General features: G+C 36.1%; 20 protein-coding genes. 15 read left to right on the forward strand and 5 right to left on the reverse strand.

Annotation, left to right across the window (positions count from 1 at the left end; translation table 11 throughout):
* The first annotated feature begins 77 nt into the window (after positions 1 to 77).
* From MKZ14_RS03745 to MKZ14_RS03765, 5 genes are all read left to right on the forward strand, one after another.
* Positions 78 to 3,131: an efflux RND transporter permease subunit gene (locus MKZ14_RS03745; protein ID WP_333006602.1), complete on the forward strand. Its 3,054-nt coding sequence runs from the start codon at positions 78 to 80 to the stop codon at positions 3,129 to 3,131.
* A 19-nt stretch (positions 3,132 to 3,150) separates the two neighbouring features.
* Positions 3,151 to 4,236: an SDR family oxidoreductase gene (locus tag MKZ14_RS03750; protein WP_333006601.1), complete on the forward strand. Its 1,086-nt coding sequence runs from the start codon at positions 3,151 to 3,153 to the stop codon at positions 4,234 to 4,236.
* A 385-nt stretch (positions 4,237 to 4,621) separates the two neighbouring features.
* Positions 4,622 to 5,836, forward strand: coding sequence for an ISL3 family transposase (locus tag MKZ14_RS03755; RefSeq protein ID WP_333007013.1), 1,215 nt, complete (start codon positions 4,622 to 4,624; stop codon positions 5,834 to 5,836).
* A 103-nt stretch (positions 5,837 to 5,939) separates the two neighbouring features.
* Positions 5,940 to 6,695: a TerC family protein gene (locus MKZ14_RS03760; protein WP_036075192.1), complete on the forward strand. Its 756-nt coding sequence runs from the start codon at positions 5,940 to 5,942 to the stop codon at positions 6,693 to 6,695.
* 111 nt (positions 6,696 to 6,806) lie between these two features.
* Positions 6,807 to 8,162 (forward strand): potassium transporter TrkG, encoded by a 1,356-nt coding sequence (locus MKZ14_RS03765; protein ID WP_036075771.1) that lies wholly within the window; start codon positions 6,807 to 6,809, stop codon positions 8,160 to 8,162.
* 341 nt (positions 8,163 to 8,503) lie between these two features.
* Here MKZ14_RS03765 and MKZ14_RS03770 read toward each other — a convergent pair whose 3' ends face one another.
* The gene (locus MKZ14_RS03770) at positions 8,504 to 10,243 is read right to left on the reverse strand and encodes a radical SAM protein (RefSeq protein ID WP_066037234.1); all 1,740 of its coding nucleotides are present in this window, start codon (positions 10,241 to 10,243) and stop codon (positions 8,504 to 8,506) included.
* A gap of 260 nt (positions 10,244 to 10,503) precedes the next feature.
* Between MKZ14_RS03770 and MKZ14_RS03775 the strand changes: the two genes are divergently transcribed.
* Complete coding sequence (locus MKZ14_RS03775; RefSeq protein ID WP_339280618.1) at positions 10,504 to 11,922, forward strand: ATP-binding protein; 1,419 nt, start codon at positions 10,504 to 10,506, stop codon at positions 11,920 to 11,922.
* Between the two features lie 122 nt (positions 11,923 to 12,044).
* A complete protein-coding gene (locus MKZ14_RS03780) occupies positions 12,045 to 12,491 on the forward strand; it encodes a MarR family transcriptional regulator (protein ID WP_016992454.1) in 447 nt (148 codons plus the stop codon).
* An 86-nt stretch (positions 12,492 to 12,577) separates the two neighbouring features.
* Here the strand turns inward: MKZ14_RS03780 and MKZ14_RS03785 are convergent, their stop codons facing one another.
* The 3 genes from MKZ14_RS03785 to MKZ14_RS03795 all read right to left on the reverse strand — a co-directional run bounded on the left by MKZ14_RS03785 (position 12,578) and on the right by MKZ14_RS03795 (position 14,211).
* Entirely contained in the window at positions 12,578 to 13,264 is a 687-nt protein-coding gene (locus MKZ14_RS03785; RefSeq protein WP_339280619.1) for a hypothetical protein, read from the reverse strand.
* A 61-nt stretch (positions 13,265 to 13,325) separates the two neighbouring features.
* Positions 13,326 to 13,943 (reverse strand): type II CAAX endopeptidase family protein, encoded by a 618-nt coding sequence (locus tag MKZ14_RS03790; RefSeq protein ID WP_036075766.1) that lies wholly within the window; start codon positions 13,941 to 13,943, stop codon positions 13,326 to 13,328.
* 79 nt (positions 13,944 to 14,022) lie between these two features.
* The gene (locus tag MKZ14_RS03795; RefSeq protein ID WP_004224583.1) at positions 14,023 to 14,211 is read right to left on the reverse strand and encodes a DUF2187 family protein; all 189 of its coding nucleotides are present in this window, start codon (positions 14,209 to 14,211) and stop codon (positions 14,023 to 14,025) included.
* A gap of 123 nt (positions 14,212 to 14,334) precedes the next feature.
* Here MKZ14_RS03795 and MKZ14_RS03800 point away from each other — a divergent pair, with 123 nt between their 5' ends.
* The 3 genes from MKZ14_RS03800 to MKZ14_RS03810 all read left to right on the forward strand — a co-directional run bounded on the left by MKZ14_RS03800 (position 14,335) and on the right by MKZ14_RS03810 (position 15,959).
* Positions 14,335 to 14,523, forward strand: coding sequence for a hypothetical protein (locus MKZ14_RS03800; RefSeq protein WP_016992451.1), 189 nt, complete (start codon positions 14,335 to 14,337; stop codon positions 14,521 to 14,523).
* Between the two features lie 92 nt (positions 14,524 to 14,615).
* Positions 14,616 to 14,792, forward strand: a complete 177-nt coding sequence (locus MKZ14_RS03805) for an aspartyl-phosphate phosphatase Spo0E family protein (protein WP_004224595.1) — start codon at positions 14,616 to 14,618, stop codon at positions 14,790 to 14,792.
* Positions 14,793 to 15,092: 300 nt separating this feature from the next.
* Positions 15,093 to 15,959 (forward strand): NAD(P)-dependent oxidoreductase, encoded by an 867-nt coding sequence (locus MKZ14_RS03810; RefSeq protein WP_036075763.1) that lies wholly within the window; start codon positions 15,093 to 15,095, stop codon positions 15,957 to 15,959.
* 68 nt (positions 15,960 to 16,027) lie between these two features.
* Here the strand turns inward: MKZ14_RS03810 and MKZ14_RS03815 are convergent, their stop codons facing one another.
* Positions 16,028 to 16,420 carry a DoxX family protein gene (locus MKZ14_RS03815; RefSeq protein ID WP_339280620.1) on the reverse strand — a complete coding sequence of 131 codons (393 nt, stop codon included), beginning with the start codon at positions 16,418 to 16,420 and terminating at the stop codon, positions 16,028 to 16,030.
* A gap of 158 nt (positions 16,421 to 16,578) precedes the next feature.
* On the opposite strand from MKZ14_RS03815, the gene MKZ14_RS03820 reads away from it, so the two are divergent.
* The 5 genes from MKZ14_RS03820 (at position 16,579) to MKZ14_RS03840 (ending at position 23,259) form a co-directional block, all read left to right on the forward strand.
* Positions 16,579 to 16,899 (forward strand): helix-turn-helix domain-containing protein, encoded by a 321-nt coding sequence (locus MKZ14_RS03820; protein ID WP_016992449.1) that lies wholly within the window; start codon positions 16,579 to 16,581, stop codon positions 16,897 to 16,899.
* A 202-nt stretch (positions 16,900 to 17,101) separates the two neighbouring features.
* A complete protein-coding gene (locus tag MKZ14_RS03825; protein WP_339280621.1) occupies positions 17,102 to 18,424 on the forward strand; it encodes an MFS transporter in 1,323 nt (440 codons plus the stop codon).
* A 65-nt stretch (positions 18,425 to 18,489) separates the two neighbouring features.
* Positions 18,490 to 19,392 carry a chemotaxis protein gene (locus tag MKZ14_RS03830; protein WP_016992447.1) on the forward strand — a complete coding sequence of 301 codons (903 nt, stop codon included), beginning with the start codon at positions 18,490 to 18,492 and terminating at the stop codon, positions 19,390 to 19,392.
* Between the two features lie 166 nt (positions 19,393 to 19,558).
* Positions 19,559 to 21,106 (forward strand): Ppx/GppA family phosphatase, encoded by a 1,548-nt coding sequence (locus tag MKZ14_RS03835; RefSeq protein WP_016992446.1) that lies wholly within the window; start codon positions 19,559 to 19,561, stop codon positions 21,104 to 21,106.
* The gene (locus MKZ14_RS03840) at positions 21,103 to 23,259 is read left to right on the forward strand and encodes an RNA degradosome polyphosphate kinase (protein ID WP_016992445.1); all 2,157 of its coding nucleotides are present in this window, start codon (positions 21,103 to 21,105) and stop codon (positions 23,257 to 23,259) included. Before MKZ14_RS03835 ends, MKZ14_RS03840 begins: the two co-directional genes overlap by 4 nt.
* The last annotated feature ends 24 nt before the right edge of the window (positions 23,260 to 23,283 follow it).

Genomic DNA, 23,283 nt, shown 5'->3' on the forward strand with positions numbered 1-23,283 from the left:
TAACGGGAGCTTATTTATAAAATAATCTCCTTTTCGGCTATCATAGAAAGGAAGAGGTAGAAAAGGAGTTTGTTTATATGAATATTAGTCATTTTTCTATTAAAAGACCTGTCTTTACGATTGTTACTATGCTTTTTGTCATCATACTAGGCGGTGTATCTTTATTAAAAATACCGATTACGTTAATTCCAGAGTTAAATCCTCCTATTGGAGTGGTTGTCACCTCTTATCCTGGGGCAAGCCCGACGGAGGTAAATGAAAAGATAACGAAGCCATTAGAGGCTACACTTGCCACCTTACCTGGTATCAAAAAAATCCAGTCAACCTCCCAGGAAGGCTCCAATTTAATTGTGCTTGAGTTCAACTGGTCCACAAATATGGATGTTGCCCAACTTGATATTTTACAGCGAATTGATATGACCCCATTGCCTAATGATGCTGGCAAGCCTAGTTTCCTAAAATTTGATCCGTCTCAATTTCCTATTATTCAGCTGTCTTTACGTGCGGAAAATAATCAAGTAGATGTACGTGTATTAGCAGAGCACTTAGAGAAGGAACTGCTACGGACAGAGGGTGTTGCCAGTGTGAATGTTTCTGGCAAATTGATTGATGAAATCCAAATAGAATTGGATGAAGCAAAGCTAGTTGAAAAAGGCTTGACTCAGACAGACGTGATGCAAATAGTTCAAGCGAATAATGTGTCTCTTCCTGGTGAGCCTGTTTCAACAGATGATGGCAAAATGCTAACAACACGTATAGTTAGCACATTATCTTCTCCGGAAAGCATTGCCAATTTAATTGTTTCGGTGGACCCTTTAACGGGCAAATCATTAACCATTGGTGATCTTGCAACCGTTGAGAGGACAGAACAACAATCTATTACCACAACACGAGCAAATGAGCATCCAGCTGTTCTTATGTCTGTATTACAGGAATCTGGTGCAAATACGGCAGAGGTTTCTAAGGATTTCCAGAAGGCCTTAGAGACATTACTAAAGAAAGATCAGTATAAAGGTATCACAGCAGATATTTTAATTGATCAAGGTAATTATGTGGATTTAGCGATTAGTAATATTGGCTCTTCCTTACTTTTAGGTGGATTATTTGCGATGTTCATCCTATTTGTTTTTTTACGTAGTGTAAAGAGTCCGATCATTATTGGTATTGCGATTCCTTACTCCGTTATTGTCACATTTGTTTTGATGTTTTTTGCGGATTTTTCTCTCAATATTATGACATTAGGTGCTCTGGCACTTGGAATTGGTATGCTTGTGGATAATGCCATAGTCGTTATTGAGAATATAGAAAGACATCTAGGACTAGAAAAAGACCCGATAACTGCAGCAAAGGAAGGAACAAAGGAAGTAGCCCTTGCCATTACAGCTTCCACTTTAACCACAATAGCAGTATTCATTCCTGTTATGTTCATCGAAGGATTGATTGGTCAAATATTTACAGAGTTTGCCTTAACAATCTCATTCAGCTTAATTGCATCTTTAGTAGTTGCGCTTACAGTCGTTCCGATGCTAGCAAGTCGACTTTTAAAAATGAAAAACAATAATTTTTATGTACAACGCAGTAAATCACGTTTTTATAGGCATTACAAGGCGTCAATTGTATGGGTACTAAAGCATCGAATGCTTATACTGCTTTTTACAGTGGTTTGCTTTAGTCTTTCTTTGTTTGGACTGACTAGAATAGGTACTGAATTTTTACCGCCTACAGATGAGGGGTTCACCTCTATAAGTGTCAATCTTGAAAAAGGTGTCGCTGTATCAGAAACAGAAAAGATTGTTAAGCAAATTGAGGAACGTTTAAAGCAGGAAAAAGATGTAGATGTGTATGTTAGTTTCGTTGGTGGTACGCAACAATCCCAAGCACGTGGACAAACTAGTGCCAATCAAGCTGAAATGTATGTAAAACTTGTCCCACTAGCAGAAAGAAAGCGTTCCATTTTTGAATTTGTGGAAGAACTAGAACAAGATATACAGGGTGAATTTGGAGAGCAAGCTGAAATTACTTTTAATGTATCGACAGCTACAGGCTCGTCACCACACACTTTAACATTCCGCTTAACAGACTCTGATGAACAGAGGCTACAGCAAACGGTTAAGAAAGTGCAGCAGAAACTACTAGCGATTCAGCAAGTGACAAATGTTTCTACGGATTTAGATAATACTGTTCAAGAGATTCAAATTGAAGTTGATCGAGAAAAAGCAAAAGACTATGGTTTTGTTCCAGCACAAATCGCTCAAACTGTAAATCAAATGACAAAGGGTCAATTAACGTCCCAATTGATTGCTGAGGATGGGGCAGTATTACCTGTTTATACAGGCTTTGGACAGTCATTTAACACTAGTATAGATGCTTTAAAAGCTATGCAGCTTCGTTCGCCAGCAGGATTATTTGTGAAATTAGAGGACGTGGCTACGGTTTCTATGCAAGAGGGGCCAGTATCCATTCGTCGTTCTGATCAAGCAGCAGCAGTGGCATTTTTTGTAGACTATGAAACAAAGGAATCGCTGGGGGGAATTTCTGCAAAGGTAGATAAGGCATTAGAGCAAGTTAATTTACCATCAACTACTCAAGTTGTGTTCAGCGGGGATCGAGAGCTCTATGATAGTGCAATCGATGATATGCTTCTAGCTGTGATGCTAGCAATCGTGCTTGTATATATTGTGATGGCAGCTCAATTTGAGTCATTTAAATATCCGTTTGTTATCATGTTTACTGTTCCATTAATGATCATTGGTGTGGCAATCGCTATGTTCGTTACAAATACTTTAATTGGTGTAACCTCTGTTATCGGTATCTTAGTGCTAGTTGGCATAGTCGTAAATAACGGCATTGTACTAGTAGATTATATTAATCAGCAAAAGGCAATGGGCATGCCAGCTTATGAGGCAATTTTACTTGCTACCCAAGATCGGCTTCGTCCCATTTTAATGACAGCCTTAACAACTATTTTAGGGCTATTACCACTCGCACTTGGCATTGGAGAAGGGACCGAGATGAATCAGCCAATGGGGATTGCTGTTATCGGAGGGCTTGTAACCTCAACTTTACTGACGCTGTATATTGTACCGATTATTTACAGTTTAATGGATAAAGAAACAAGAAAGATGCACTAGGTTCAAGGGGGAATGGGAAATGAAGGTTCATTTTTTTACAGGTTTTCCTGGTTTCATTTCGAGTCAACTAATTCGAGCGTTATTTCAAAAGAAACAAACACAACAAGTTATTGCAATTGTGTTGGCAGGTGAAATCATAAAGGCACATAAGGAAAGAGACAAAATATTAGAGGATTTTCCTGACTGTTCGATTCGAATAGTGGAAGGCGATATAACACTACCAAACCTTGGATTAGACAATCAGAACCTCAAAGAAATTGTACCGCAAATCGAAGTGCTTTGGCATTTAGCTGCAATCTACGATTTAGCTGTGCCACGTGATATTGCCTGGAAAGTAAATGTTCATGGCACAACAATGGTCAATGATTTTGTCCGTACCTTACCAAATTTACAACGCTATATGTATTTTAGCACTGCCTATGTGGCTGGTACACGAGAGGGAGTACTGCGTGAAAATGAACTGATTCGACCAAGAGCATTTAAAAACCATTATGAGGAAACCAAATATGAGGCTGAGCATCGAGTAGAAGATTTAAAATCGGAAATACCATTGACAATTATTAGACCTGGCATTGTTCGTGGCCATTCACAAACTGGTGAAACCATTAAATTTGATGGTCCTTATTTCTTTTTAAACTTAGTGGAACGTTTAAAAGGTTTACCTTTTATTCCGTATATTGGTCAAACTACCTCGACGATTAATGTGGTGCCAATTGATTATATTATAAATGCTTCTACTTTCCTGGTTAGTGAACAGCATGCAGAAGGGAAGACACTTCATTTAACTGACCCTAATCCTCACCCAGTACAGGAGGTGTACCGTACAATGGTGAAACTAGTTACAAATTCTTATCCAAAAGGACGTTTACCATTTATAGTGGCAAAGCTATCATTACAGATACCTTTTATTCGAAGGAAATTAGGTGTCGAACTAGAAACATTAGATTATTTAACATGGAATGCCACATTTGATACGGCTGAAGCACATCATATTTTACAAAAAGGAGGTATTACATGCCCTGATTTTATACAAACGATGCCAAAAATGATTGAGTTTTATTTAGCACATAAGGAAGACAAGAGCTATCAAATTCAGATTAAGTAACGAAAAAAACATATAGATATTTTTGTCAGCTGTAAATGATAGTGCTATAATATTTGAAAGAAGATACCTTCGACAATTTGTCAAAGGGGAGTAGCTAACAGGCAACTAACTTTACCTGGTTTCACATCCGTCAAGACATGGTACTACCATCGGGTGTGATAGTGAATGGCTCTATACGTATGACGTGTAGATTGAAGTACCATAAATAGAAAGGGTACGAATTTACTTAGCGAGACCTTTGCCTGAATTAGGGCAGGGGTTTTTTTCTTTTAGGTTCTATAATATTTTTTGGGGTATTTACACAATTACACGCATAAAAAAAGCACAGATTCACTGATTTATATATACTTGAATTGTCGAGAAACAAGTAATAGAAAGGTGAACTGTGCAAATGAATTTTAACATGAATATCCCAGGATTAAAAGATGTAGAGATTACGAAAGTAGAAGAAGTAGGCGATCGAATCGCATTGTATGTGCAATTGCCTAAGTGCACGCATCCATGTCCAGTTTGTGAAAAAAAAACATCGAAGGTTCACGATTACCGTATACAAAAGATCAATCATTTAAAATGGTTTGAACGTTTAACTATTCTTTTCTATAAACGTCGTCGTTATGTTTGTGATTGTGGAAAGCGTTTCTCTGAAAAATCCCCCTTCGTAGATAAATATCAACGTTACTCAAAGGAATGGAATCAAGTAGTGAGTATACGTGCTATTAAAGCTAAAACATTTAAAGAAGCTGCAGAAGTGCTAGGTACATCAACCACGACGGTTATTCGCCGTTTTAAAAAGGTAGCGAAAAAACAATTAGTAGAGGGTGTACGTTTACCAAAAGCAATTGCGATTGATGAGTATAAAGGCGATACAGATGCAGGTACGTATCAGTTAATCATTGCGAATGCGGAGACGCGCGAACCGATTGATATTTTACCGAATCGTAAAAAAGAAACCATAAAAAATTACCTAAGTCAGTATGGAGCAGATGTTGAGATAGTGGTCATGGATATGAATCCAAGTTTTAAAGCAGCTGTTCGTCAAGCGCTAGGTCGACCTGTTATTGTGGCAGACCGGTTTCATTTTAGCCGTTATATCTATTGGGCAATGGATGAAGTGCGCCGACAAGTACAAAAAGAATGGGACAAATACAATCGTACAAAGTGTAAACGTATGCGTCATGTATTGTATAAACGTGCATCTAAATTATCACCGAAACAACAGTGGTACTTACAGCGTTATACAGAAATGTCTGAAACATTAAAAGTAGCTCATGAATTAAAGGAAGCCTATTGTGAATGGTTTGATTGGGCAAAGACAAAAAATGATGTTGTAGAAGTGAAGAAGCGATTACTAGCTTTTTACCGTAAGGTAGAAGAGACAAAATTACCAGCTTTCTTAAAAGCCATTCAAACATTGAAGAACTGGCAAGTAGAAATCTTAAATAGCTTTAGTTTTGGTTATTCCAATGGCTTCTTGGAAGGCATTAATAATAAAACAAAAGTGATGAAACGGAATGCATATGGCTTTCAGCGTTTCGATCACTTTCGAGCAAAAATCTTATTAAATTTAAAGTATAAAGAAATCGGAGTTCATCTGGGTTAATGTGTTAAAAGATTACACCACCCCAACATTTGACTTAGAACCTTCTTTTATACTTGGATGACATGGTCATTGAGGGTATAGAGAGCTTAGAGGAGGCACTAGAATGGAAGCGATTTTATTACAATATGGCTGGGTGTTAATTGTCCTTGTGGTATTAGAGGGATTACTTGCAGCCGATAACGCGGTAGTAATGGCTGTTATGGTGAAGCATTTACCACAAGAGCAGCAAAAAAAGGCATTATTTTATGGACTATTTGGAGCATTGATATTCCGATTCTCCGCACTATTTGTTATTACAGTTTTGGTTAATTATTGGCAAATTCAAGCAGTCGGTGCTGCTTATCTATTATTTATGTCTGCGAAAAATATTTATGATTTGCGGAAACATAAGGATGAAGAAGAAGAGGCAACTGAAAATGCTGGAAAAAAAGGTTCTGGTTTCTGGTTCACCGTTCTAAAGGTAGAGGCGGCCGATATAGCATTTGCTATTGATTCGATGCTTGCAGCCGTTGCAATTGCTGTAACATTACCACACTTAGGCGAATTTGATATTGGTGGTATCAATGGCGGGCAGTTTATTGTGATGCTCCTTGGTGGATTTATTGGTGTTATTATGATGCGTTTTGCTGCGCAATGGTTTGTAAAAATATTAAATGATTACCCGTCACTTGAAACAGCAGCATTTCTTATCGTTGGCTGGGTAGGCGTGAAGCTAGTAGTCTTAACATTGGCCCATGAGAAGGTGGGAATATTGCCTAAAGAATTTCCACATTCCACGGCATGGGAGTTAACATTCTGGATTGTCCTAGTAGGTATTGCTTTTGTCGGCTATTTAGTCGGTGTAAGAAAGAAAAAATAAGTAGATGAACGTTGGAGGAATAGTTATCACTATTCCTCTTTCTTTTTTTATGTATTTTTTCTATACTATAATCTATCTAGTTGGGCATCATATGTGGGAGGAGTTGTTAAAGTGCCTTGGAAAAAATCATCAAATAAACTAGTCACACCATTTCAGGTACTTGTTTCTTATTATTTTATAGCGATAGCGATTTCCTTCCTGTTATTACGGCTTCCAGGCGTTCATCAAGAAGGAGTAAAAGTCTCTTTTTTAGATAGCTTGTTTACGGCAGTAAGTGCAGTAAGTGTTACAGGGTTAACAACGATTAATATTTCGGAAACCTATACAACCTTTGGGCTTGTAATGATTCTTGTTATTTTACAGTTAGGCGCCATTGGTATTATGTCACTTGGTACCTTTGTGTGGCTTCTTGTTGGGAAAAAAATAGGGATGCGTGAGCGTCAGTTAATCATGATTGATCATAACCAGTATAGTGTCTCTGGTGTTGTTAAATTAATCCGCGAAATTTTAAAAATTTTATTTGGCATAGAATTAACAGGTACCATTATTTTGACGCTACATTTTACGAATTATTTTGACACATTAGAAGAAGCCTTTTTACATGGAATTTTTGCTTCTATTTCTGCTACAACAAATGGTGGTTTCGATATTACGGGCATGAGCTTACTCCCATTCCATGATGATTATTTTGTACAAATGGTTACCATGGTACTGATTGTATTAGGTGCTATCGGATTTCCGGTATTAATTGAATTGAAGACTTTTTTGCTTAATCGACGCGAGAATTTCCGTTTTAGTTTATTTACTAAAATCACTACTTCAACATACGCCATTTTATTTATAGTTGGTGCGCTTGTCATTTTACTCCTTGAATCATTCCATTCTTTTAAGGAAATGTCTTGGCATGAGGCATTATTTTCAGCAATGTTCCATTCCGTATCAACGCGATCAGCTGGACTGACTACTTACGATGTCACGACTTTTAGTGAAGCTACAGATATATTCATGAGCTTCCTGATGTTCATCGGCTCTTCGCCAAGTTCAGTAGGTGGAGGGATTCGTACCACAACGTTTGCCTTGGCCATTTTATTCTTAATTACCTTTGCTAGAGGAAGAGAGGATATTCAAGTATTTGGACGAGAAATTCATTTGATTGATGTCTTCCGGTCATTTGTCGTCATTTTATTAGCCTTTTTCATGGTATTAGTAGCAACCCTGATCTTGCTTATAACAGAGCCACAAGCATCTCTTATCCAAATTATTTTTGAAATTACTTCAGCGTTCGGTACATGTGGTATGTCGTTAGGCATAACATCTGATTTATCAGTGGTTGGTAAAATCATTATCATTATTTTAATGTTTATTGGTCGAGTTGGATTAATTTCATTCCTTTATACACTTGGAGGAGGCGGAAGAGGAAAGAAATCAGGCTTCCATTATCCGAAGGAACGAGTAATTATTGGTTAAATTTTTAAAGTATACGGGCATTAAGTAAGGAATAATTCCAACGTATACCTCTATAAAAGTAAGAAATTATTATCTTGTCATAAAATATTCATAAAATTTAAACTTTTATTTCCTGATTGGATTGAATACTTTTTGGGCATTTTTTACAAAGTTCTATCAATCTTTGTTTAAGGAATTTGACCTATATTAACGAGGGTGACTGTGAATACTTAACTAACCGAATGACTGACGTGCAGAAAGTACAAATTAAGCGGTATTTATTGTTGCTTTAAGGATTTAAGAATCGTTTAAGTAATAAAAAAAGCTAGTCCTGATAGTTATGACAGGACTAGCGTTTCTTATTAGTTAGAGTAGATTGTTGCAAAGTAAGGTGCTTGACCATGTCGGAAATAGGTTAACAGATAGCCATTTTTTTGTACAATTTTGCCATTTGCAAACTCTTGGTAATCAAGAGCATGAGGGATAATCAAGGTATGCTTAAACAACTCTTTTTCAGTTAACTTAAAGTTAGCAAATTCCTCGCCTGCGATAGCTGGATTTTCTCGTAAAGCGTGATAAAGGGCTTTTTGTTGCTCTTCTGTAGGACGCTCATTCCACCATAGCTTCCGTGGTTGGAACTGCTGAGCCATTAAGTAATCAAGCTGCATTAAACTCTGGACAATGTTTAAATTCACATCATCAATCGTTTCTAAAAACATTAATAAACGACGGAATAAATCCTCTAGCTGATGACCAATACGAGACCAACCTTTTGTTTCCCAATATGTTCCGAAGTTTTGGAAGAAATCAAATGGTGTATCAAAGACCTCTGTAACCAAGTATTCAATCGTATGATCCATACGGTGATCATTCCAATACTTTTCAAGAACATCCTCTGCATGCTTAATACGGACGATATCATCAAATGTTAGAACATTATTTGAAAAGATTTCGTAAGGAGATAGATCCACATAGGTATAGCCAAACTTCTCGGCTTCTAATCGAAGTCCTGTGCCGCGTAAAAGTTTCAAAAATCCAAGCTGTAATTCCTCTGGCCGCATTGCAAAGACATCATTAAATGTTTGACGAAAACTAGCGTAATCTTCCTCTGGTAAACCTGCAATTAAATCTAAATGTTGATCTATTTTTCCGCCATCTTTCACCATAGTAACTGTTCGCTTTAGTTTTTCAAAGTTTTGACGACGTTTTACAAGAGTATTTGTTAAATCGTTCGTAGATTGAACACCTATTTCGAATCGGAACAAACCTTTCGGTGCATTATCATTTAAGAATTGAATGACTTCAGGGCGCATTATATCAGCCGTGATTTCAAACTGGAATACAACACCTGGTTTGTGTTCATCAATTAAAAATTGGAACATTTCCATTGCGTAGCTACGACTGATGTTGAAGGTGCGATCCACAAATTTAATTGTTCGAGCTCCGTTATCCATTAAGAAACGAATATCCTCTTTTATTATTTCACGGTTAAAGTATCGGACGCCAACTTCAATAGAAGATAAACAAAATTGGCAGCTAAATGGGCAGCCTCGGCTTGTTTCGATATATTGAATTCGCTTACCTAGATAGGGCAGATCCTCCTCAAAACGAAAAGGACTTGGTAATTCGCGCAAATCAATTTTAGGTGGCATAGCGTGAATCTTGACTTTCTCGTCCTCTAAATAACAAATACCAGGAACATCTTCTAACAATATTTCACCGTGGAAATAGCGCAGTAATTGTTTAAATGAAGTTTCTCCTTCACCCATCACAATGAAGTCTACCTCAGGTATTCGACGTAACCAATGGTGACAATCATAAGAAACCTCAGGTCCCCCGAGCAGAATTTTAACATTTGGACAGACAGTTTTTAACATCTTGATAACGTGAATTGTTTCTTCGATGTTCCAGATATAGCAACTAAATCCAACGATATCAGGTTTTTTTTGGAATAAATCTGATACAATATTAAAAGCAGGGTCTTTAATAGTATACTCTGCTATAATTGGATTAAACTCCGGTAAAGCTGCGCCTTTTAAATAGCGCAATGCTAAATTTGTGTGAATATACTTTGCATTCAAAGTAGTTAAAATAGTATTCATGCAATAATCTTCCTTTCAACATCCTATTGTATCAGTCAAGTATCTGACATACAATATAATTCTTTTTACCTATTTATTTTGTGAACGGTTCGTGAAATAATTTAAAATACTTAAATTTACTAAATTTTGTAATAATAGAATCGTGCTGTCATAAAGTATAGTAAAGGCTCAAAATTCGATTTTAGAGGTTTTTTACTCTTTTGAAAGGTTCGGTGAGAAAGTTGAAGCAAAATGATATTAATCAATGTTTTGGAAATCTTATGAAAAGTACTTCGTCACCAACACTTATACTCAATAAAGCAGGGAAAATTTTAAACGTCAATGAGGCTGCTATCAATCTTTTCAATCTTAATTTAACCTATATTGGCTATTTAGCTATGGACGAGCCATCTAATTTTAAATGGACTAAGTTCGTCAAACAGTTACAAAATGATTTACGTTCAGAGGAAATTTTCAATATTCGCACAGTTGGAAATGACTACGAAATGTTATCTTTCAAATGCTTTTATGATCCTAATACAGAGGAAATTGTTGCGCAAATTTCAACATTAAATGATGATGTTGCCCATAAATTATATGTTAGCCAAGCACATGAGAGAGCGCAATCTTTTAATGCCTACGATTACTTACCTTATGCTGTTATTGTTAGTGACGCTAGTGGTATTATTCTTGGGCTAAATAAATATGCGGAAATGTTTCTGAAAGTTGAAAATTCGCAGCTTCTTCATAAAGCGCATCAGCATATATTTGATTCATTTACATTGAAAAAGGGGCAAATTACAACCTACCTTTCTAAGTTAATGGGTGAAAAACATGCAAGCATTCATGTAGTCGATGAAACACAAGTAAGCAGAACTTGCTATTATGAAATTTCAAGTATTTTTGATGAATACAATAATATTATTGTCACTGTGATTAATGATGAAACAGAGAAAAAGCAACTTCAACATAAAGTTGAGCATCAGCAAGCATTAAACGTTGTTGGACAGATGGCTGCGAGCATTGCGCATGAAATTCGTAACCCATTAACTTCTTTAAAGGGTTTTACTGAATTACTAAAGTTAAATGCTGATGATGAATCACGCATGTATCTCTCTGTTATTGACAGTGAGCTTCAACGGATGGAACAAATCTTATCCGAATTATTAGTATTGTCAAAGCCAACAACGATGAAAGTGGAATTATTAGAACTGGATCATATTGTAAAGCAAGTCATTGAGTTTATGCTACCTGATGCACTCATGAAAAATATTATGATTCAGTATATTTCAACTTCTAATCAAGTATATATTGGCGGCAACGAGAATCGATTAAAACAAGTGCTGATGAATTTAATTAAAAATGCAATGGAATCCATGAATAATGGTGGAACGATTACCGTCGAAATGGCAACAAATGACTGTGCGATTGTCGAACTTATGATTAAAGATGAAGGTGTTGGCATGGACAGCACGACACTTCAAAACCTATTCCAGCCTTTTTACACGACAAAATCATCAGGGACAGGACTGGGCCTTGCTTTCGTGAAAAAGGTGATTGAAGAGCATGAAGGTGTAATCGGTGTTAGTAGTGAATTACAGAAGGGGACATGCTTCCATCTGCAGTTTCCAATTTACACATTCAATCAGCTGGATACAATGGAAGTATCCACAAAAGATTCTGCTTATTTAGTAACATAAAGAGAGTAAAAATGGTTGCATAATGAACAACAAAACCTTCTAAATTATATATTGCTTTTGACAATGCTTTTCTAATGTCGCTATAATGTCATGTATAAAGAGCGAAGTGAGAGGAAAAGAATATGCCGTCAGAAGATCTAAAACAATCTTTAAAATTATATATTGTATTGTCACGTGCACTAAAAGCAATTAATGAAACAACACATCAATTATTTCAGGATAATGGTTTAAACCCAACTGAATTTGCTGTTCTAGAACTTCTCTATCATAAAGGAAGACAGCCATTACAGCAAATTGGCAATAAAATTTTATTAGCCAGTGGGTCTATTACGTATGTCATTGATAAGCTGGAGAAGAGAGGTTACTTATTACGAGTATCTTGTCCTGCTGATCGTCGTGTTACGTATGCAGAAATCACCTCGGAAGGTGAAGCCTTTATGGGTGAGCTGTTCCCAAAACACGAGCAGCATTTGCATGAATTAATGAGTGTACTTTCATCAGAAGAAAAAGAACAAGCTATTACGCTATTGAAGAAAATAGGCCTTTCTATAAAGGACCTATCTTATTAAAAAAGTTGTCTCATTGATTTGAGACAACTTTTTTGTGATGAAAAGGTAAGGACGATAGACAATAGTCTATCGTCCTTAGTATTTTATTATTTTTTAGATATAGTTGCTGCCATATTAAGCATAGCATCTGTTAAATCTTGTTCATCATTATCATGAATAGTTAATTTCGTAATGAGACCATCTTTCTCAAATACAACCCCAATTACTTTCTCAGTGTCGAAGTCCACAACATAACCCTCGATATTTTGAACATCTTTAAATGCTGCTAATTCCTCGGCTGTTAGAGCTACTGTTTCTCCCACTGCGTTCATATAATCTTGCATAGTTGTTTTTACTTCTTCAAAGCTCGATTGTGAAGCTTCAATTGTTTCAATACGCATAAACACTTCATCATCATCATTTGACACTAACATGTCTTTACCAGGTTCTTCTTGTGTCAGTGTAAATCCAGGAAGCTGTTGTAGTTTATAGCTTTGATCAACACTTGCTGATTCAGTTGCCTTTTCTGTTTTATCTACACCCTTTTGGACGTATTTCACATCTTGTTGAGGCTGTTTAGCATCCTCTGTATTTGTATCATTTGCTGCAGGTGTATCTTCTTCTTCCTCATTTGATTCACCAGCTGTATTTCCAGATGGTTTTTGATCGGCAGCAGTATTTGATGGCTCATTTTGTTGAGCATCTGAATCCCCTGTTTTATCAGATGTATTACAACCTACAACTAATACGGCTGTTAGTAATAATGCAAGAATAGAAACTAATTTTTTTTGCATAAAAAACCCTCCTTTTCTAAATTAAACGTTAGTAAAGATAAAATGTTTCCAAATATTAATGTTATGATGTTAAAGGCAACACTAAAAATAATAATAGTACAAAAACGACATGAGCTACAATAACAAGTGGCATACTTTTACGCCATTCATATAAGAAGCCCCAAATAATGCTTGTTACCAGTGCAGCAATGACACCAAGCATAAATCCGCTTAGGGCAATTGAGACAGCACATAATACTGCGGTAACTATGACAGCCAAAGTTGGGCGCATAAAGCGTTTTAACTGTTGTTGGATATAACCACGCCAAAATAATTCTTCACCTATGGAAACGATAAATACGAGTAAAACATAGTGCCAAATATTTTGTGGTCCGTAGCTTGCTAAAAATTTTTGAACGGATTGTACTAAGTTATTATTAATATATGGAGCGAGCCAGTAACCAAAGCGAATAATACCATATGTGATGGTACCGTATCCAATACCAAAGAGTAAAAATTGCCATGTAGGTAATTGATCTTCGATGGAGCCAGCTAAAATGGCAATGGCAATACATACTAGTAGAGTGAATGCATACATGTACCAAAATACCGCTTGGTTAGCAAAGGTAAAAGCAAGCATGCCATAAACGAATAATAAAGAAAGGAGAAATAGTATTGTTTGTTTCGAATTTGTTAGCATATTCGACCTCCATACCCTAATCTTATCAAAAAAATAGTCCCTTATCATCTATTAAGACAAATAGGGACTATTCAGACTATTAAGCTTCATTAGTATATAAAATTTTATATCGTTTATGATTGACGACCGTTTTTTCTTCAATTTCAAGGGAATCAAAATTCTCCATATATGTTAAATTAACGATCACCGAATTTTCATTTACCTTTTCTACAATACCTTGGAGACCATTTTTAAATTCGATAATATTTCCAACTTCAGCTATTTTCACAGACAGTCAGCTCCTTCATCGACTAATAATATACAGTTTGCATGAAAAATTGGTAAACGTAAAGCTTTTTTTAAATAATTCATAATTTATTACACAAATGAGGCAAAGAGAGGAATAAAGTTCATGGAAAAATACGAAAATATGCTTAAACAATTACAAAATGGGGAAAGAGAAAGTATTGAAATTCAAAAGGAAGAATTTTACGAATTTCGTGAAATACTTGTAAAACACCCATTATTTAAACATTTTAGAGGTGAGGCCAAGCAAAATGGACGAATTATCTATACTTATACTGAAACACCAAGAAGTTAATTTGTCGAACATTGTCGTAAGTTAATGCTGTAAGAAATGAAATATAAATGTATAATAATGGTATGATTATTTGTGTGTGGAGGGTTATATGAATGGTCAATCTACTCTTGAAACAAATGGAACAAACTCGTGAGATGATGATTCGCTCAGGTGTAGAAAACGGGTTACAAAATGCAAAAACCATTCAACTGAGTCGCAGATTAGATCAGTTAATGAATACTTATTATAGACAGATGGCATTTGAAGAAGAAAAAGACCAAGAAGACTAAAAAGATTGTTCCAGTATTCAGAGTAAAAAAACATTTTAACATATATGTTTAAAATGCATTTCTATGGGGAATAACTTACTATGAACACAGCAACATTCTCATTTCCCCCTTTAGAGCAGTGATCCCCCAATCACTTGCTCTCTTTTTTTTGCTTATTCGGTATATATGCCCTACATATAAATTTTAGTACAAGTTGTGGGAAGAGTTTGAATTATTTCTTTCCTTCACCTAAACTGAAAAGATATAGAGTTAGACTCTCACAGAGAGTGCAGACATTCTAGAACAAAGGAGCATGTACATATGACAAAGAAACGTATTGCATTTATTGGAACTGGAGTAATGGGTGCAAGTATTATTAAGCATTTATTAAAAAATGGTCATGAAGTAACCGTCTATACGCGTACACAAGAAAAAGCAAAACCTCTTGTTGCTTTAGGGGCGTCATGGGCAAGCTCGCCTGCTGAAGCATTTAGAAATCATGAAATTGCCTTTACAATGGTTGGCTATCCTTCAGATGTAGAGGAAGTATATTTTGGGGAAAATGGCCTTTTCCAAACGGCAGAACAAGGCAACATTGTCATTGATATGACGACTTCAGAACCATCTTTAGCAAAGAAAATTTATACGCATGCTCAATCCATCGGTGTAGAGGCTTTAGATGCGCCTGTTTCAGGTGGGGATATTGGTGCGCAAAATGGTACTTTGTCTATCATGATTGGTGGCGATCAGATTACATATGACAAGGTATTGCCAATTATGAAGCAATTTGGAGAAAATATAGTTTATCAGGGTGAGGCAGGAGCCGGGCAGCATGCAAAAATGTGCAATCAAATTGTCATTGCCTCTGGTATGATTGGGGTGTGTGAAGCGTTAGCTTATGGACTAAAGGCGGGATTAGATTTACCTACCGTATTACAATCAATCTCTTCAGGTGCAGCAGGTTCATGGTCTTTAAGCAATTTAGCTCCACGTATGATAAAAGAAGATTTTGCACCAGGCTTTTATATTAAACATTTTGTGAAGGATATGAAAATAGCTTTAGATGAGTCAAACAAAATGGGCATCACATTACCAGGACTTGCATTAGCCTATGAAATGTATGAGAAATTAATCGCCTTAGGCTATGGTGATAATGGTACACAAGCACTCTTAAAGTATTATAAATAATTCGCGATGTGATTATGAATAGGAAACCTGAAGACTCCTTATGAATGGGAGGCCTTCAGGTTTTTTATTTACTCTTTCCCAAAAAGTTGAGAATCCAGTGAGAAGCTAGACGGGCCTGCGAGAGCAAAGTAAAGAGCTATGGCGCCTAAAGCTAAATCTAATTCATAACCAGCCAATCCATCTGCCCCGATAAAGCCGATGCTAAGCTTTGCCGTAAAGATCGCTACAATCATTGTAATGGCTAATAAAGCACCAAATATTCTTGTTGCTAAACCTAAAATAATTGAGATTCCACCAACTAATTCAATAATCCCCACGATATACGCCATAAATCCTGGAATACCTAGGCTATCAAAGAAGTCAGCTGTATAGCTGATACCGCCTTGAAATTTTTGAAAACCATGCACTGCAAAAATAAAACCTAAAACGATACGTAAAATAGTTGAACCAATATTTTGCATAATAGAGTAACTCCTTTTCTTTTTTACTTACAATTCGTAACCTAGTTTATTTTTAAAAACAACTTTTGTCAAGTAACTAAATGTTTTTTTAGAACAGGTTTTTTTAAAAAAGTGATATACTGTTAAATAGGAACTAATATACAAAGGGGGTAAGTCATTTGGATCAAAAAAATATTTGTCCACGATTTGAAAAAGCACTCATGATATTAAATCATCGTTGGAATACTCTACTTATTTATCAGCTACTAGATGGTCCACAAAGGTATTCGACCATTAAAAATCAGCTAAATATTAGTAGTCGTGTATTAACAGAACGTTTAAAGGAGTTAGAGACTGAGCAAATAGTGCTTCGCACAGTAATTCCATCAACACCAGTTGTCATTGAGTATGAACTGACGGAAAAGGGTTATGCTATTGCACCTGTGCTAAAAGCGATTGAGCAGTGGTCCTCTGAATGGGTGACCATAGATATAGAATGATAAAAAGGTATTCAAGCGAGGGGCTTGAATACCTTTTTATCATTCACAAGGAAAACGAGTATTCAATTATCGGCCAATTGGCAGTTATTTTTCAGTGAATTTACTGTTATATTGTAAATAATATTAATTTTCTTTAAAAAAAGGTATTTTTTATTACAGAGAGAAATTAATTGATTATTATAGAGAATGGAGGGAGGGTTTTATGAAGAAGAGTACAGCTATAGACGTACAACATCGAAGTCAATTAGCCATTTATTTATCATTGCCGATACTTTCATGGGCATTCTATGATTTTGCGAATACAATTTTTTCTTCAAATATAAATACAATATTTTTCCCGTTTTATATGGATGAGGTTTTAGGTACAAATGAAGTTATGCAACAAGTTGCGAGCACCTTTATATCGTATGCAAATGCCATTGCAAGCTTATTGCTCGTTATCTTTTCACCGCTTTTCGGTGTTTGGATTGATAACACAGGTTATAAAAAGAGATTTATTGTATGGTTTGCATCCATATCTATTCTGTTTACGTTTATGATGGGAATATTTGCGAATATACAAACCACTGTCAATTACTCTGGTGTACCTCTTAGTTTGTTTTTGGTTGTTGCAAGTTTTGTCATAGCAAAATTTTTCTTTAATTCTAGTTTAGTATTTTACGATTCTATGATGGGTGATCTAGGGACAAAAGAAGAAATGCCACTCATCTCAGGGTATGGAGTTGCAATCGGGTATCTTGGTACACTTTTTGGATTACTTGTTTACTTGTATGTTGGTAATAGCGATTTTCATCGAGCATTTATTCCAACAGCTATCCTGTATCTACTCTTTTCATTGCCATTATTCTTAATTAATAAAGATACACCGATTCCAAAATCACAGCGGAAGTCCTTAAAGTTTTTAGATGGTTATAAGGAAATCATTCAAACATTTAAAGATATGAAGCAATATAAAGCAATCTTTACCTTTATGATTGCTTATTTCTTTTTAAATGATGCCATCGCTACAACGATTGCAATGATGGCTGTTTATGCGACAACAATTGTCGGCTTTAGTTCTGGACAATTTATCGTTCTTTATTTGGTCTCTACAGTTTCAACAATCCTTGGATCACTTGCATTTGGGTATATTACGAAATCAATAGGAGCTAAACGTGCCATTACAATTGTTGCACTTATTATGATAGTTGCGTTGGTATTCGCTGTTTTTGCCTCAGCACAATGGATGTTCTGGCTTGCTGGTAGTCTTTTTGGTATCTCACTTGGCTCAATGTGGGTGACATCTAGGACATATATAATTGAATTATCACCAAATGAAAAACGCGGTCAATTTTTTGGGTTGTTTGCTTTTTCAGGTAAGGTATCATCCATTATCGGTCCAGCCGTATATGGAACTGTTACATTGTGGATGAAGGATTATGGTACTCTCGCTAGTCGTGTAGCACTATCAACGTTGATTGTTATGACTGTCGTTGGTCTACTGGTACATCTAAAAGTTAATGATAAAAATGGAAATAGCAAGTAGGAGAAATGTATTGCCTATGATACAATTGAATTATAAACAGATGTAGAGAAAGGAGCGGGGTTGCATTGGAACATAAAGGAATATTATTAGAAAGTGGCACAAATGAGCTAGAGATCGTTGAATTTGAAGTAGCAAACAATAAATTCGGCATCAATGTTATTAAAGTAAAAGAAATTATTCAACCGATCCCAGTAACATTTATCCCACACGCGCACCCGCATGTAGAAGGAATCATTCAATTACGAGGTGAGGTATTACCTGTTGTAGATATGCTACGAGTATTAGGGATTCAAGGTGCTGAGCGTAATCCACAACAAAAATATATTGTAGCAGAGTTTAATAAACAACGTGTGGTTTTCCATGTAGATAATGTCACACAGATTCATCGTATTTCTTGGAATCAAATTGAAAAGCCTTCAGATATGTATCAAGGAGGTACATCACAAGTAATTGGTGTCATTAAACAGAATGAGCAAATGATTCTATTACTAGATTTCGAAAGAATTATGGTGGATATCAATCCTGCATCAGGAATTAGTGTGGAATCTGTTAAAAAGCTCGGCAAACGTGAGCGATCTGGTAAGCGAATTTTAATTGCGGAAGATTCACCGTTATTACGTAAATTACTATTCGATACAATGAGTGAAGCTGGTTATGACAATGTTGAATTCTTTGAAAATGGCCGCGATGCTTATGAATACTTAGAGGGAATTGTGAAGAGTGGTAGTGATATAGCAGAGCATATTCAATTGGTGGTAACGGATATTGAAATGCCACAAATGGATGGCCATCATTTGACACGAAAAATCAAAGAGCATCCCGATCTTCAAAAGCTTCCTGTTATCATTTTCTCAAGTCTAATTACAGATGACCTTCGTCATAAAGGTGATCAAGTAGGGGCTGAGGATCAAATAAGTAAGCCAGAAATTGCAGAGCTCATTTTACGTGTTGACCAACTTATTCTGTAATCACCATGGCTTACATGATACTTCTCAATTTTAATAATGGGTATCCTGCAAGTATAAATAAATGAAAGTAAAGTCGGATGCCTTAATTAAGAGGGACCGACTTTTTTTGTATATGTCCAAATATTATGAACAAAATAAATTGTAGACGCTTGAAGGATGTGATTATTTGAATGAATTAAAAACAGCGATTATTGATATCGGCTCCAATACTATTCGATTAGTATTATATCAATATGATAATGAAGAGGGACTTCGTGAGCTTGGAAATATCAAAACGGTAGCACGATTGCGTACATATATACAGCCCTCAGGGGAGATGTCTGATGAAGGTATTCAATTGTTATCAGAAACTTTATTAACATTTAAAGCAATGCTTGAGGATTTTGAAGTAACAGATGTAAAAGCTGCTGCGACTGCTGCCATCCGACAAGCCACTAATCGTGACAAAATTATTGAGGTAATGAAAGAACGAACAGGTATCCAAATAGAGCTTTTATCAGAAGAGGAAGAAGCCTATTTTGGCTACGTTGCTGTTGCTTATTCCATGGGTACGAAATCGGCTGTGACGATAGATATCGGTGGTGGTAGTACCGAAATTACGCTGTTTGAAAATAAAGAAATTCAGCAATCACATAGCTTTCCTTTTGGGACAGTTTCTTTAAAGCAACGTTTTGTAAAAGGTGACATTATCAATAGTAGTGAGAAAAAAGAGCTTCTTACCTTTGTAAAAGAGCAGTTCCAAACTCTCCCTTGGATAAAAAATATTGCTCTACCTATTATCGCAATTGGTGGTAGTGCGCGCAATATTGCTCAAATACATCAACAAAAGCATGATTATCCTATTGCCAGCGTTCATGGCTACGAAATGACAAAGGGAGATTTGGATGATTTAAGCTTATTTTTAGGGCAATTAAGCTTTCAGGAATTGAAACAATTGGACGGTCTTTCATCAGACCGTGCAGATATCATTGTTCCTGCATTAGAGGTATTTAGAGTGTTGATGGAGGTAGTTGGTAGTGAGTCCTTCCAACTGACAAAACGAGGTTTACGTGAGGGACTCATTTTTCAACGGATTTTGCAAACAGACACACAAGCCTTTGATAAATATAATGTATTTGAAGGAAATGCTAGAAGATTAGCACGTCAGTATGGTCGGAGTGAAATGGAAGTAGATTATTTAATGCATTTAGCAGATCAATTGTATCGTGAATGTTGTCATTTAGGCTACTTGCAATATAATCCAGAAGATTTGCATTTATTAGCAAAAGCGGCGAAGGTTTTTAATATAGGAGAGTATATCGAATTAAGCTCTTCAAGCCAACATACTTTTTATTTAATTGCAAATCAATCCATTGATGGTTTAAATCATTTAGAACGAGTAAAACTAGCACTTCTTGCCTCCTATAAAAATAAAGATTATTTCGAACGATTTGCTGCTCCATTTGCTACATGGATGAGTCGGGAGGAACATCGTAAAATACGAGATTTCGGAGCGTTATTAAAATTTGTCTATGCATTAAATGTTTCAAAGCGCAATATTGTACACGCTATTGAAATGCACACCGAAGAAGATCATGTTCAGCTTGATATTTATGTTAAAAAGAATGCTGCGGCTGAAAAATATCAAGCCAATCGACATAGAAAACATTTAGAACGTGCATTAAAAATCCCAATGAAAATCAATTTTATTGAAGAAGGGTGGAACAATGGATGACAACTGAAGTAACGAAAAACGAGCTATACGAGGAAGAGTTTTCCGAAAACTACAATCTATTGTTGGAGGAAATTGCAAAGCCTCAATATTATAATAATCGGGAATTAAGCTGGCTTGCCTTTAATGAGCGAGTATTAGAAGAAGCAGAGGATATTAATAATCCTCTGCTAGAGCGTTTAAAATTTTTGGCTATATTTAGTTCAAATTTAGATGAATTTTTTATGGTGCGTGTTGCAGGATTACAGGACCAGGTACGCGCTGGTTTTCATAAGCCCGAAAACAAATCTGGCTTAACGCCAAAGGAACAGTTGGCCAAAATCGCAGAACGCACACAAGCATTAGTTCGTCGACAAACCGAGGTATATCGACATTTAATCTATGATTTACTGCCACAACATAATGTACATATTGCGGACATGAAAGATTTAAATAGCACACAAAAATCATTTATCAATGAAATGTTTGCAGAAACTATCTTCCCTGTTTTAACACCTGTTGCAGTGGATGCATATCGTCCTTTCCCAACCTTACTTGGTAAAACCTTGAATTTACTAGTACTGTTAGAGCAGGATGAGTCAGATCTTGAAAGTCGTGAAAAAGTGGCAATTGTCCAGGTTCCATCTGTGTTAGATCGCTATATAAAAGTACCGTCAGAAGAAGGAAAGACAGTTGTCGTTTTATTGGAGGATGTGATAGTAGCGCATATAGAAAAGCTGTTTTATGGCTATAGCGTAAAATCAGCACAAGCCTTCCGTTTAACAAGAAATGCGGATTTAACGATCCATGAAGAAGGGGCTCGAGATCTTCTCGTGGAGATCGAAAAAGAGCTGAAAAAGCGAAAATGGGGAGTAGGAAGCCGTTTAGAAGTTCGAGTTGGAGAAATGAATGAGGAAGTGCTGAGATACTTACTAGATGAATTTGAAATAGAAGAATCCGATGTATTCCATATTGATGGTCCATTGGATTTAACGTTTATGTTCTCTTTTGTGAAAGGTATTTCTGTAGGTCGTGAGCATTTAGAATATGAAAGCTTTATCCCACAGCCACCTTTAGATTTACAGTCTGACGAAAATATTTTCGAAAAAGCACTTCAACAGGATATATTTTTCCATCATCCATATGAATCTTTTGCCCCTATTGTTGATTTTATTTCTGAGGCCGCTGTTAACCCGAATGTATTGGCTATAAAACAGACATTATATCGAGTAAGCGGGAATTCACCGATTATTCAAGCGTTAAAGCTTGCCGCTGAAAACGGTAAACAAGTCACGGTATTAGTTGAGCTAAAGGCTCGCTTCGACGAAGAAAATAATGTGCACTGGGCAAAACAATTAGAACAAGCAGGTTGTCTTGTGATTTATGGGATGAATAATTTAAAAACACACTCCAAAATCACGCTAGTCGTTAGTCGTCGTAACGGCAAAATTGAACGCTTTGTCCATTTGGGTACAGGAAATTATAATGATGCTACTGCAAAAATCTATACGGATATGGGCATAATAACGACAGATAAAGAGTTTGGCATTGATGCGACAAATTTCTTTAACTACTTAAGTGGCTATACAGAAAAGCCTACTTTTAATCATTTAGTCGTGGCACCATTTGATATACGAGATGAGTTTATTCGTTTAATGGATGAGGAAATTGCCTGTCATAAAAAATATGGAAATGGTTTTATTCGTGCAAAAATGAATTCATTGACAGACAAAGATTTAATGATGAAGCTTTATGAGGCATCAATTGCGGGTGTAAAGGTCGAACTTATTATTCGTGGCATATGCTGTATTAGACCAGGTATCCCAGGTATTAGTGAAAACATTACCGTAACAAGTATTGTTGGTCGCTTCCTTGAACACTCTCGTATTTATTGGTTCCATCATAATGGGGAAAATAAAGTCTATTTATCCTCTGCAGATATGATGACACGCAATATGATTAAACGTGTAGAAATTTTATTCCCTGTATATGCAAGTGAAGCAAAAACTCGTATTATTGACATAATGAATGCACAATTAATGGATACTGCCAAAGCACGTATTCAAGACTCTAATGGTAAGTATCATTATAAAGAGTTTGATCGTAGCGAAGATCCATTGAATAGCCAGGAAATTTTCTTGAAGGAAGCATTAAAGCCTACGCTAGACGAAGAATAGAGCAAACACGCTACTTAGTGAGGG

The sequence above is a fragment of the Lysinibacillus sp. FSL P2-0066 genome, assembly GCF_037969495.1.
GTDB lineage: Bacteria > Bacillota > Bacilli > Bacillales_A > Planococcaceae > Lysinibacillus > Lysinibacillus boronitolerans.

Excerpts from the sequence above, each read along its gene's own strand:
- MKZ14_RS03745 (WP_333006602.1), top strand. The coding sequence starts at position 78 with ATGAATATTAGTCATTTTTCTATTAAAAGACCTGTCTTTACGATTGTT.
- MKZ14_RS03750 (WP_333006601.1), top strand. The coding sequence starts at position 3,151 with ATGAAGGTTCATTTTTTTACAGGTTTTCCTGGTTTCATTTCGAGTCAA.
- MKZ14_RS03760 (WP_036075192.1), top strand. The coding sequence starts at position 5,940 with ATGGAAGCGATTTTATTACAATATGGCTGGGTGTTAATTGTCCTTGTG.
- MKZ14_RS03770 (WP_066037234.1), bottom strand. The coding sequence starts at position 10,243 with ATGAATACTATTTTAACTACTTTGAATGCAAAGTATATTCACACAAAT.
- MKZ14_RS03775 (WP_339280618.1), top strand. The coding sequence starts at position 10,504 with ATGAAAAGTACTTCGTCACCAACACTTATACTCAATAAAGCAGGGAAA.
- MKZ14_RS03780 (WP_016992454.1), top strand. The coding sequence starts at position 12,045 with ATGCCGTCAGAAGATCTAAAACAATCTTTAAAATTATATATTGTATTG.
- MKZ14_RS03785 (WP_339280619.1), bottom strand. The coding sequence starts at position 13,264 with ATGCAAAAAAAATTAGTTTCTATTCTTGCATTATTACTAACAGCCGTA.
- MKZ14_RS03790 (WP_036075766.1), bottom strand. The coding sequence starts at position 13,943 with ATGCTAACAAATTCGAAACAAACAATACTATTTCTCCTTTCTTTATTA.
- MKZ14_RS03800 (WP_016992451.1), top strand. The coding sequence starts at position 14,335 with ATGGAAAAATACGAAAATATGCTTAAACAATTACAAAATGGGGAAAGA.
- MKZ14_RS03805 (WP_004224595.1), top strand. The coding sequence starts at position 14,616 with ATGGTCAATCTACTCTTGAAACAAATGGAACAAACTCGTGAGATGATG.
- MKZ14_RS03810 (WP_036075763.1), top strand. The coding sequence starts at position 15,093 with ATGACAAAGAAACGTATTGCATTTATTGGAACTGGAGTAATGGGTGCA.
- MKZ14_RS03815 (WP_339280620.1), bottom strand. The coding sequence starts at position 16,420 with ATGCAAAATATTGGTTCAACTATTTTACGTATCGTTTTAGGTTTTATT.
- MKZ14_RS03825 (WP_339280621.1), top strand. The coding sequence starts at position 17,102 with ATGAAGAAGAGTACAGCTATAGACGTACAACATCGAAGTCAATTAGCC.
- MKZ14_RS03840 (WP_016992445.1), top strand. The coding sequence starts at position 21,103 with ATGACAACTGAAGTAACGAAAAACGAGCTATACGAGGAAGAGTTTTCC.